The organism is Brochothrix campestris (assembly GCF_046058945.1).
Taxonomy (GTDB): Bacteria; Bacillota; Bacilli; order Lactobacillales; family Listeriaceae; genus Brochothrix; species Brochothrix campestris.
The window spans coordinates 1171480-1182999 of sequence record NZ_CP175511.1 but is presented as its reverse complement, the minus strand read 5'-3'; the positions used below and the strand labels follow the sequence as shown (position 1 = coordinate 1182999).

Annotated in this window: 10 protein-coding genes; all 10 read right to left on the bottom strand. The window is 35.8% G+C overall.

From position 1 onward, the window contains the following. Positions 1-105: 105 nt before the first annotated feature. The 10 genes from wecB to ACJYYY_RS05820 are packed head-to-tail and all read right to left on the bottom strand — an operon-like array spanning position 106 to position 11511. Complete coding sequence (wecB, locus tag ACJYYY_RS05865) at positions 106-1248, bottom strand: non-hydrolyzing UDP-N-acetylglucosamine 2-epimerase (protein WP_035312778.1); 1143 nt, start codon at positions 1246-1248, stop codon at positions 106-108. Positions 1249-1264: 16 nt separating this feature from the next. Beyond that, positions 1265-2146, bottom strand: coding sequence for an ABC transporter ATP-binding protein (locus tag ACJYYY_RS05860; RefSeq protein ID WP_035312779.1), 882 nt, complete (start codon positions 2144-2146; stop codon positions 1265-1267). Positions 2147-2158: 12 nt separating this feature from the next. Beyond that, on the bottom strand, positions 2159-2968 hold the full coding sequence (locus ACJYYY_RS05855; protein ID WP_051456755.1) for an ABC transporter permease: 810 nt from the start codon (positions 2966-2968) through the stop codon (positions 2159-2161). Further along, positions 2965-4023, bottom strand: a complete 1059-nt coding sequence (locus tag ACJYYY_RS05850; RefSeq protein ID WP_035312781.1) for a hypothetical protein — start codon at positions 4021-4023, stop codon at positions 2965-2967. The genes ACJYYY_RS05855 and ACJYYY_RS05850 overlap by 4 nt, the downstream gene beginning before the upstream one ends. Positions 4024-4047: 24 nt before the next feature. Next, on the bottom strand, positions 4048-4275 hold the full coding sequence (locus ACJYYY_RS05845) for a helix-turn-helix domain-containing protein (protein ID WP_408868702.1): 228 nt from the start codon (positions 4273-4275) through the stop codon (positions 4048-4050). A gap of 10 nt (positions 4276-4285) precedes the next feature. Continuing rightward, positions 4286-6418: a glycosyltransferase gene (locus ACJYYY_RS05840; RefSeq protein ID WP_408868701.1), complete on the bottom strand. Its 2133-nt coding sequence runs from the start codon at positions 6416-6418 to the stop codon at positions 4286-4288. Between the two features lie 13 nt (positions 6419-6431). Next, the gene (locus ACJYYY_RS05835) at positions 6432-8582 is read right to left on the bottom strand and encodes a glycosyltransferase (protein ID WP_408868700.1); all 2151 of its coding nucleotides are present in this window, start codon (positions 8580-8582) and stop codon (positions 6432-6434) included. Further along, positions 8583-9038 carry a hypothetical protein gene (locus ACJYYY_RS05830; protein ID WP_408868699.1) on the bottom strand — a complete coding sequence of 152 codons (456 nt, stop codon included), beginning with the start codon at positions 9036-9038 and terminating at the stop codon, positions 8583-8585. It abuts the gene before it with no gap. Between the two features lie 33 nt (positions 9039-9071). Continuing rightward, positions 9072-10331 carry a glycosyltransferase gene (locus tag ACJYYY_RS05825; RefSeq protein WP_408868698.1) on the bottom strand — a complete coding sequence of 420 codons (1260 nt, stop codon included), beginning with the start codon at positions 10329-10331 and terminating at the stop codon, positions 9072-9074. Continuing rightward, a complete protein-coding gene (locus ACJYYY_RS05820; RefSeq protein WP_408868697.1) occupies positions 10324-11511 on the bottom strand; it encodes a glycosyltransferase family 4 protein in 1188 nt (395 codons plus the stop codon). The genes ACJYYY_RS05825 and ACJYYY_RS05820 overlap by 8 nt, the downstream gene beginning before the upstream one ends. Positions 11512-11520: the final 9 nt, after the last annotated feature.

Below are 11520 nucleotides of genomic sequence, written 5' to 3'. Positions count from 1 at the left end.
CCACTCTTTTTATTGGTCATTGCCTCATTTCCGTCTAACTAACCAAAAAGCGACCAGCATAAGCTAGAATATAGCTCTAAATTACGTGGTCGCCTCAATTACTTGTTATTTGAAATCGTCTGGTCGAAACGTCGTTAAACTAAATTCATAGGCCAGAGCCTCTAGGATATTTTTCGACGCTCTACCATCACCATACGGATTATCCGCGCGAGACATTCGACGTTGTTCTTCAATATCATCCAACAATTCAATCATATGCCATTTCACCTCGTTTGCTTTTGTACCTACGAGTTTTAATGTTCCTGCTTCTATCCCCTCTGGACGCTCAGTCGTATCACGTAATACGAGCACAGGTACACCTAGAGATGGCGCCTCTTCTTGAACACCACCTGAATCACTCATGATAAAATAACTACGAGCTGCTATATTGTGAAAATCGATGACATCAAGTGGTTCAATCAAATGAACACGTGGATGATTGCCTAAAATACTTTTGGCCGCCTCTTGCACAACAGGATTCAAATGTACTGGATAAACAATTTCGACATCAGAATACAGATCAAGCACTTCACGTATTGCTTTAAAAACGCGGCGCATTGGTGTCCCTTGATTTTCACGACGATGCATTGTTAATAAAATCAGCCGGTTTCCCGATTGAATTTTATTCAAAACTGAATGAGAGTAATCATCAGATACAGTATAATTAAGTGCATCAATTGCAGTATTTCCAGTCACATAAATGTGCTCTTTAGGATGCGATTCTTTAAGAAGATTTTGAGCACTTGCATCGGTAGGTGCAAAATAAAAATCAGATAAAACATCTACAACTTGTCTGTTCATTTCCTCAGGGAAAGGGGATTTTTTATTCCAGGTTCGCAAACCTGCTTCAACATGCCCGATTTTTATTTGATTATAAAAAGCAGAAAGACACGCTGCAAAAGTCGTTGTCGTGTCACCATGTACAAGTACTACGTCAGGTTTTTCCGCCAACATTACTTCTTCAAGTCCTGTTAAAACATTGGCTGTTACTTTTGCTAGTGTTTGTTTATCTTTCATGACATCGAGATCGTAATCAGGGGAAATCCCAAATTGATGCAACACTTGGTCGAGCATTTGACGATGTTGAGCTGTGACCGCTACTACTGACTCAAACCGATTGGATTGTTTTTCAAGTTCTAATACTAGCGGCGCCATTTTTATTGCCTCCGGGCGTGTACCAAATATCGTCATAACTTTTATTTTTTTCATTTCACTGCTCCTTTTCTTATAAATAATAAATACTCGTTATTAGAAAAGTGGTCATAAATAACAAATACAACCATGTATACCACTTCACTTGTATTTTTTTACGTTCGATTTTTTCGTAAGGAATTGTTTGCTTGAGCATTTGCTGATGTTGTTGATTTTCTCTTACTGGTACTGCTAGTTGTTTAATGTCATTAACAAACTGCTGGTACTCATCACATACCTGCTTTGCAGGACCATATTTTCTTACACGACCACCTTCTAACCATAAGGCTTTATTGCATAATTGGCGGATTTGAGCGAGCGAATGACTGACATAAAAAATTGTTTTTCCTTCGGCTTTAAAATCGTTAATTTTATCAATACATTTTTGATAAAAGGTTTGATCACCAACAGCTAATGCCTCGTCAATAATTAGACAATCTGGATTCATATGAATCGCGACACTGAAACCGAGTTTTGCCTTCATTCCACTCGAATAACTTTTTACCGGTTGATATAAAAAATCACCAAGCTCAGAAAAAACAACCATTTGCGATAACAGTACGCCACTCTCTTTCTCACTGAGACCATGAAACAAACATTTCAAACGCATATTTTCAAATCCTGATAACGCAGGTTTCAAGCCAGCATTTATCGCTAATAAAGAAACCGTTCCTAAGCGTTTCACCTTGCCAGATGTAGGTGTCGTTACATCGGCTATGATATTCGATAACGTTGACTTTCCGGATCCATTTAGACCAAGTATTGCGACAACATCTCCTTGATGAGCTCTGAAGGAAACATTCTCAAGCCCGTTGAACTGCATTCTTTTGTGTGCGGTTAATGGCTTATTTATTCGTCTTTTTTTCAATTCAAACCGTTTCGTAACATTAATGCATTCAATTGCAATTTTATTCATTGACTCCTCCATTTACATATAATTCACATATTCTTTTTGATAGCGTTGATGAATATAAGCGCCGCAGGCAAATATTATGAGCGTGATACTCCAAAAATAACAACTATCCACAATCAAACTACGACCGTTATCAATCCCAAACCAACCAGATCGAAACCCTTCGATAATATGAAGTAACGGATTTAAATGCATTAACTTGGCAAGCAGTTGATGTTGACTAAAATCCAACTGAATAATGACGCCTGACAAAAACAATAACAAACGCATCGATGCATTAATCATCAATTGATAATCTCTGAACCGTACAGTTATACTAGCGTTCAACAAATTAATCGCACCTAAAAATAACCACATTTCAAAAAAAGCATAACTTAGTCTCCAGCCATTAACAGCTGAGGATGTACCCGTCACTGTCAAAATCAAACATAAAAGCAGAGACATTATTACAAATGCCGGTAAGTTTCTCACAAGTGCTATGCTTGGTAAAATCGTTGTCGAAAAATTTGTACGCACCACTAAGGGCAGTTGAGTATGTATCGATTTTGCACCTTGAATAACTGTGGCACTAATGAAAAACCAAGGAATGATACCTCCTAATAACCAACTGATATAAGGAATATCGCTAACACCGATACTTTCACGTGCTACAAAAACACCGAAAATAAGATAATATACCAAAACTTGGATTAAAGGACTGAGTAATTCCCACCAAAAACCTAGTCTATATAAATGGTAGGTTGCTTTTCGATCATACTGAGCTAATCGTAATATAATACGAAAATATAAAAAATGGACCTTTAAAACATTGAAAGAGGCTCTCATTCACCTGTTTCTCCCGCAACGAATTCCTCTACCCATTGACGCATCAATGGGCCAAAATAGGTACCTGTTAAGGAATGATCCTCGTAATCTGCTATATCAAGCATGTAAGGCACTTTCTTGGCATCGCAACCATCTAAAAACGGTTTTAAATGTTCTGTGTAATGATAGTCGAAACGACCCGCATGAAAATACATTTCTGGTATTTTTTTACAACTTAAAAATCGACTTTTTATAATATTGTTGAGATGATGATGCATTTGTTCAGGTCGATTACCTACCATTTTTTCATAGGCAGCCTTAACATATTTATTTTTACACAAACCTTCTGTACAAGTACTAATGTAAATTTGTGGATTCCCCACCAAAGTTTTTCCATAACTATAGGTTAGGGCATAATAGAGGGCAATTGAGCCACCTTTACTCGAACCTGCTGTAATAATATGGTTGGGACTAATGTTTAATTCATTCGCAATTTTAGTAATTAGAGCCACGACCGTCCGTTCATAATCACGCGCTCCTTCTCTTCCTAGGCAGAAACAAAATTGATCCTCGTACGAGTCTAAAATATACAAACGATTTACCGCAACACCATCTAAGGTACGAATGTAATTATAGACTGGTGGTTTACCTTTGTATTCATGCGTCGAAATTCCCGGAAAAATAACCACTAAATGATCTGATGGCGCCTCATGAAAAACGTACTTGACAGCTAAATCATTAAAATATATATCTTCCTTATAAAATTTAGCTTCCAATAACTTTCCTGTATGGTTATCAACGTAGGCGGTTTCACTCATTTTATTAATTATAAGTTTGCCGTTACGTTTTACGAAAAACTGGATTTTATAAGCACCACTTTCGATTGTTTCAAATGAAACAGTCAATTGACTATTTTTTACCATTTTATAGTTGCTGCGGTACATTATCCCATTGTTAACGATTACATAATAGGCGTAATTATATTCCGCATTGTCTGTTATATTTAACAATTCACCTGTCCAAGTGACTGTGGTCCCTGTCAATCCGGGGGAATTAATACGTAATTGTCCGTTCATCTACACACCTCTTAATTTATATTTTTACTTTTTAGCACCGTATTTTTTACGTAATGAAGGCGAAACTGCTTTTCTTTTTTCAATTTCATCACGAAAAAAAAGAACGGCAGACCCCTTTTTTATACGTGTAATTTTTCCACGCTGAATTAATGAATAAAACCCTTGTTTTGAAATTTGCAAACACGCCAATGCTTCACTTGTAGAAAGGAACACAGTATCTAAATGTTCAACGCGTGGATCTTTTTCTGACATATCAATACTCCTATTCTTGACTGACTTTGATAATTAAATGAGTTAATTCGGCTGTTATCTTAACACAGTCAAAATATTCCATTGGATAACGTGACAAATGACTAATCTTAGTGCTATCAGTCATCTCAATTAAATTGACCATATCAGTGATAGTCGGTACTATAGAAGATTCTGGATAAATTGATTCCGCACCTTCCCAGTTTAAAATACAAGGAAATGCACCTGATGCCATGCCTTCCATCGGTGCTAAATGAAAGCTCTCATTGTCACTTGTCGATAAAGTGTACCCGATTTTTTTAAACCATTCGCCCATATCTGCACCATGTTTATCAATAATTACATGTTTTTTTAATGGCCCTTTTCTTATACGTTCAAATTGTTCATCGTAGTATGCCATCTCAGCAGGACGATTTTTCATCCATTCTAAATCTGAAGGTAACTTTCCTTTAATAAACAAACGATAGCGTGGATCTTTTTCAATCAATTGTTCCAACACGTCCAAAGCTAAATCCAACCGTTTCAACTGCGGTAAAATTCCAACTAATCCTATATTAAACGCCGCACCTTTTTCTTTCGGTTTCGCAAAGACTTTAGTATCAATCATGTTGTAAATCATTATCATTTTTTCACGTGGCATCCCGCATTTTTGCTGAAAAACTTCGTATATGTGTGGCGAAACAGCAATGATTTTATCAATTGCCCTATAATTAAACTGGGCAGGATAAACCGTTTTGTTTTCTTGTGCATGAACGCGAACAATTAAATGTTGATGTTGATGTTTGTTTTTTGAATACCAAACAGTATTACCCAATCCCCATTCGCAAAAAATAACATCCGCCCAGTCTAACAATGCACGACTTTTACTTTCGTCGTGCTGATTATGACCAGACCACTGATCAATTTTCACTTCAAATTGTGAATCTGCTTCCCACTGTTTAATTGCCAACTTCAAAAATTTCAGATCATGACTTGCAACTAACAGTTTTATTGGCTCTTTTTTGAACGCCCACAGTACTGTTTTCAAACGCTGATAACTTGCATGAAAAGTATAGGGCCGAACAGCATCAAACGCCATTTTTGCAGCTCGTTCATAAAGCTGACTATCCGCTATTACATTTTTAATGATAGTTTGACAATCCCTTGTCGAATTAACAAATAAAGGGTAGTTGTTACCTAACAATTTCCGATGTAATTTTGTTGGACGACAAATGACTGGTTTACCTGCTCGACTATACTCTAATAACTTAGTTGATAACTCAACACTTTCATTATTATCAATTGATTCAGACCTAAACCCCATACCTAAGTCGGCTGATTCTATTAACAACTGTCCTTGCTTCCGAGAAACTGCACCATGCCATTTAACAGCCTCCATTTGGTCGAAACGTTCAATAAGTTCTGCTCTTCGATCATTAAGCGGTCCTTGGAATTTATCACCAGCAATGCTAAGGTCAATCGATACTTTAGCTTGCGTTAGACCATCAACGATATCTAACAGTTCTTCAATGTACCACTCTTCGGCAAATTTACCGGTGTAAATGAGCTTGTTATTGTTATTCTTAAATCGTGGTTGTTCTGTAATATTTGGAATCATTGGCTTTAAAAGTTCAATTTTCGATCCATTTTCTTTTGTTAATTCACAGAAAGCTTTTTTCATCTCTTCAGTTTGCAAAAATAGTTTTGGAAAGTCTTGATAAATTGCCTTTAATCGTCGCCGTTCTCCTTTTTTCGAATACTGTTGCCGATGCTCAAAATTTGTAATATAAGGGATTGTTTTAGCTGCTAATTCCTTTTCGTTTTGTAACGCCACTACTAAATCTAATCCCCGTACAATAATCAAATCGTACTTAAGTAGGTCATCCCGCTCCTTCATCAATGCAATGGCCTCAGAAATCGACATGCGATTACGATTTTCAAATGAATGTTGTTCATAAACTGTAAAGGTGTCAATCACAGCCACATTATCCAATTGCTCCATTTCACTAATTAGATGTTTATGTTTAATTTTAGCTTTCAATAAAATTTCGACATTCACATTTTTACCTACTGCTAACATATTTGCCATTGAAGTGAGCCATACTGCCGACCCATCAATAAAATTCAAATCCACATCACCATATACTAAAACATTTAACTGACGCATAAGTCCTCCTAATCTATTTTTCAACCTGATTTTTAAATTTCATTGGACATTGTCCCCCTTGTTTAATGAAGTTAAAGCGATCGCTGCTAAATAGTCGCTTACCCGCACTAAATTCAGATGCTAACGAGTCATCGATAGCCATACGTTCAAACAATTCAAACACATTATCTGATGTTACCATTTCCGTTTTAAAGAGAATTTGTCCATATCCACCATCACTTACGAATTGATAATCTAACCCTTTCTCTTGTTCAATTAATTGATTTTTCTTAAATAAAAAATGATTTTTTTTGACAATAATATCCGCTTCACTATATATAGCACTCGCAATCATATCTTCTAAGTAATGCTTGCCATAAAAATGTTGTAAATCAATGTAGGCACTGTATTTAGTATCAATAAGATCAGATAGAGACGGGATGTTTTTTAAATAAGGATAGTGATAAATTCGACAAGTTGATGTGTTATACTGATTCATCAACTGGGCATTAGCTGCATTAATTGTTGTCAGAAGAATAAGTTTTTTCGCTGGATAAAGCTGACTTTCAAATAATAATTTTGCTTTTTCTGCTTCTTTCTCATTTTTAGCCCGTACAATTATCGTGACGTCATTTTGATAAGTGTATGTAATGCCGATGTTTTTTAAAATTAAAGAGAGCCTATTCTGATACGTATGGTGAAGCATCACTTCTCGTATCCCTGCTAGTCTTTTTTGTTCGTAAAGTTGGTCATTATCTAAAACAACACGGAATTTTTCTTCTAACGAAGAAGTATCGTCACCTATCATAACAATATCTCCAAAGAAGCGTTTGATTCCCTCCGAGTAACTACTTATAATAGGTGTGCCTGAGGCAAGTCCTTCAAATACTCTTCGTGAAAACATCGTTGGTGAGTATTTAATGCTGTTAACATTAACCATATATTTATAACCTTTATACGCAAGTGGAATCTTTTTATAAGGTAAACTACCCTGTACACTTTTTTGGAAGCGTTCTGGAAATGAAAAGTCTGTTCGACCTTCTTTGTTCTTTTCATAGTTACGATCAAAAATATCCAATCCTTGAATCGTGGCAACCTCCAAAACTTCTTCCATATCATTGCGTCGTTCTACATGACGATTTCCATAATACGAACCTGCAAAAGATACCCCATCTTTCCGCTCATTTTTCAAACGAATCGGATTATGTAATCTCGGTTGGGCAGAAAAAGGGAGTGCGTAAACATTCTTATGCTTTGCACGGTTCTGGTAGTTTTCAATCATATTGGCATCTGTAGTATAGATATAATCAAATAACTCTGCCGTTTCAATGAATTTTTCAAAATGGATAGGGTCTTCTTTATTCCAAAAAACCGTTGGAATACCTCTGCTCTTACACCATTGCAACAATTGATGTAATGCTTCTTTATCTTGATTCGCATATTTAGCAATTTTAAATTCCCAACTACCACCATTTCCGCGCCATGCACTTTCCACGAATAATAAGTCCGGTTGTTGTTCTTCTAAAACCGCTTTGAAGTTTTCTGGCGAAAATGTAATCAGTTTAACTTCTTCTTGATAACAACTCATCGTAAACTCATCAAAAATGACGGCCATCTTCAACTCAGTTAAGTCATTGATTTTTGTTACTTTTTTTAATAATTGTTGTGGCGCAGCTTTACTTATATCCTTATTTTTGTTCACTTGATCGATTCGCTTAATTTCACCTTTTTTGAGGATAACCATGCCTTTACCACTTATTTTCATTGCTATTCTAATTTCTTTTGTCATATCAGATAATGTATGGGTAATTGGCGCTTGGATTGAATATAATGTCGATGTTCGTTTTTCAACATGACTATATTCAATAATTGCTATGTGAACAGAGGCCTTACCAATCACCTCCGCATCAAAGTGTAAATGGATATGTTCGTTTTCTAATACTGGAATAAGCTCTTGAGGAAAACTTTTAAAATAGGTATTTTTCTCCAAGAGCGAAATATAATTTGCTTTGTCGGTTGTATTGGAAAATATTAAGTTATTATCTTGACTGTATTTATGGACTGTCGGATGTGAACTAAACCAATTTTCTAGTTTCATAATCGCTGTATTGGATAATAAAACAGGGTTGATTTGGTTTAAAATTTGTTGCTGTAGTTCTTCAATTTCAACTTTCCAAGTTTTCATTTACGTTATTCCCTTCACTCGTTTCTTTTTTAAAACCCAATATTTCCTCATCAATTTAATGATTTTAGTATTGTTTAATCGTTGATATCTTTCGTTCAGCTGTTTCAGTTCTAAATCTTTACGTTTTACTTCTGCAACTAAAATTGCGTGTGCTTGCTTAAGTTTCTCATGTAAAGAGCTTAATTCAGCTAGCTGTGTTTCTGTAATTTCCATCAAGTTTTTTTGTTGTTCTAACACTTGAAAAACGGTACGCTGAAATTGAATGCGTTTTTCTTTTTCTACACGACTTGCTTCAATTTTTGTCTGAAAATCACGTTGTTCTGCCTTATAATGTTCAAGAGCGTGTATTGCTTCATCGCGTTCTATCTTCATTTTAGCCATCTCAGCTATTTGCTCTGTCACCTGTTGTTCCAATTGTTTGATTTTTGAAACTAGTGCACTTCCTTCTGTTTTCATGTGGTTTTCTCCTTCCTTAACCTAACGCTCTGCTTAGGATTTGATTGTTTTATAGACAGTAAGCAATTGCTTACTTTCATGCTCCCAATTGTATCGTTTACTTGCCTTTAACGCATTGTTCCTTAAGCATTCACGATATTCTGGATGCGCAATTAATAGATTAACAGCTTGCGCAATCGATTTTGCTGAATGGGAATCAACCAAAATCCCTGTTTTCTCCGTTAAAACAACCCGCTTCATTTCAGGGAATCGACTGGCTATGACTGGAACACCAGCCATCATGTATTCAAATAGCTTATTAGATGAGGCAGAAAAATGATTGTAACAGACGTTATTTAACACTTGAAACCCTAAATAAGCTTGTTTTGTATAGGTTGGCAAATCACTTAATGGCACTTTTTCTACAAATTTTATTCGATCAGATAACTGTTCTTTTTTAACACGAGTCACTAGTTCCAACTTCATTTTCCCATCACCAATCAGCACAAGAACACCTTTATTAAATAAAGGGACTGCCTCAATTAATTTATCTAATCCCCGTCCCGTTTGTATACCTCCTTGATATAGAAGAATAGGTTCTTCAGGAGGGATATTTAAAAGCTGATATAAATTACAATTGTTTTTACTAGCATTCTTTGTAACCGTTGGATAATTATGAATCACCGCTGGACGCCTTCCGTAGAGTTGCTCGATATAGTTTGCTCGCGTTATATTCTCATGAATGTAAACATCAACATGTTTTAGTAATTTCCGTTCAACCACTTCATACCATTTACTGTTATAACCGGTACGACTCGTTTGGATTTCATGTGAATCATAAACGAGTTTTGTACGTGTTACTTTTTTGATGATTACCCCCTGCAATAAGGTGTTCAAATCATTGCTGTGAACGATGTCACCTGGTGCTTTTAAAGCGACTAAAGTCATTTGCCAAAAGATATACCCGATACGAAGCCAACGTTTTTTTTCATAAAGAAATAATAATAGGATTAAAGAAAGGCCTACGACAGGAATCGAATAATAGCCGATGACGAGTAAAATGCTCGCTAAAACAAACGCTAAAATGGATTTTTTCAATTGATTTAACTGGCCCAAAATAGGAAGTGTTCCCTTTACACGTGTCACTGTTAGATTATTAATGTCATTCTGAGGAAGCAAGCTTTGTGGTTTAGAGGGTTGGATTGCAATAAGTAGCACTTGATTCCCCGCCTCGGCTAACGTACCCACACTTCGCAATACCCTCGCATCATTCGTAAAGTGATTCCAAACAAGCATCGTTACTTTATTATTCATCTCGACAGACCTCTTTTAATTTTTGTTTATTCAAATCCCAATTGTAGTATTTCATCGCAAATTGCCAACCATTATTACCTAAATCCTGACGTAATTGCGGTGAATTTTTCAATAGTGTAATCGTATCTCTGATCGACTTAATCTCTTCCTCCTTAAAGACAAAACCACAGTGTGCCTGTTCAATAATAGATTTACTATAGCCTGAAACAACTGCAACTGTTGGAATAGAACAACCCATGTAGTCAATCAACTTTCCTGGTATTACCTTATGAAATGCTTGATGATCAGTTAGACTTAGAAAGGCTATATCTGCATCACGAATCATCTCCAATACATTTTTACGTGTATCAGGTGGAAGGATGCTTGTGTTTTGAGCTAAATTTTCAGCTAAAATACGTTGTTCTAATTGTGTTTTCTTATAACCATAACCGACAATTTTAAACTTAATTTCACAATCACCTGCCATTGCCTTCGCTAATTCACAAAAGACATCTAGATTTTGCGCAAGACCAATATTCCCTGCATAAATGACTGTGAATTTTTTTCGTTGTCTTTTTATGGTCTTTTTCAGCTCTTGTTCTGTTAAACCATTGGGAATAAAACTAATTTTAGAAGGATTTATTTCTTTATCTTGTAAGTATGTTAAAAAGCCCTCACTATTAATTAAAATTTCATCAGACGCTTGATAGACTTTATTTTCTAACCAGTATGCAGCTTTCATGTTGAAACTGTTTGTTTTCTTCCCAATCCCTCTAAGGGCATCAGGCCATAAATCCCGCACATCGACAATTAAGCGTGCTTTCCATTTCCATTTAGCGATAATGCCAGGTATTGAGATGAAAATTGGCGGTGTTGAGATTAACACAATATCGTATTTCTCTTTTGAAAAAATTATCCGAAAAGTTAATTTGATAATTGTCTCTAAATATAACAGTAAACGAAAAAATAAATTGCTTGTATAATACTGTGTACGAATTGTCACACGTGTCACATTGGCAGGTGCTTCATCCCAAAATTTATTTTGTTGGTAAATCTCTTTATTCGGATAGGTCGGTGCCGATGTCAGAACATCAACTTGATGATCTTCACTTAATAAGGCAGCAATATTTTTAAGGCGATTGGCAGCACTGCCGATTTCAGGATAAAAATTTTGCGTTAGCACTAATATTTTTTTTACCAAACCGGTACA

Coding starts and splice junctions, on each gene's coding strand:
- ACJYYY_RS05835 (WP_408868700.1), bottom strand. CDS start 8,582: ATGAAAACTTGGAAAGTTGAAATTGAAGAACTACAGCAACAAATTTTA.
- ACJYYY_RS05845 (WP_408868702.1), bottom strand. CDS start 4,275: ATGTCAGAAAAAGATCCACGCGTTGAACATTTAGATACTGTGTTCCTT.
- ACJYYY_RS05830 (WP_408868699.1), bottom strand. CDS start 9,038: ATGAAAACAGAAGGAAGTGCACTAGTTTCAAAAATCAAACAATTGGAA.
- ACJYYY_RS05825 (WP_408868698.1), bottom strand. CDS start 10,331: ATGAATAATAAAGTAACGATGCTTGTTTGGAATCACTTTACGAATGAT.
- ACJYYY_RS05850 (WP_035312781.1), bottom strand. CDS start 4,023: ATGAACGGACAATTACGTATTAATTCCCCCGGATTGACAGGGACCACA.
- ACJYYY_RS05860 (WP_035312779.1), bottom strand. CDS start 2,146: ATGAATAAAATTGCAATTGAATGCATTAATGTTACGAAACGGTTTGAA.
- ACJYYY_RS05855 (WP_051456755.1), bottom strand. CDS start 2,968: ATGAGAGCCTCTTTCAATGTTTTAAAGGTCCATTTTTTATATTTTCGT.
- wecB (WP_035312778.1), bottom strand. CDS start 1,248: ATGAAAAAAATAAAAGTTATGACGATATTTGGTACACGCCCGGAGGCA.
- ACJYYY_RS05840 (WP_408868701.1), bottom strand. CDS start 6,418: ATGCGTCAGTTAAATGTTTTAGTATATGGTGATGTGGATTTGAATTTT.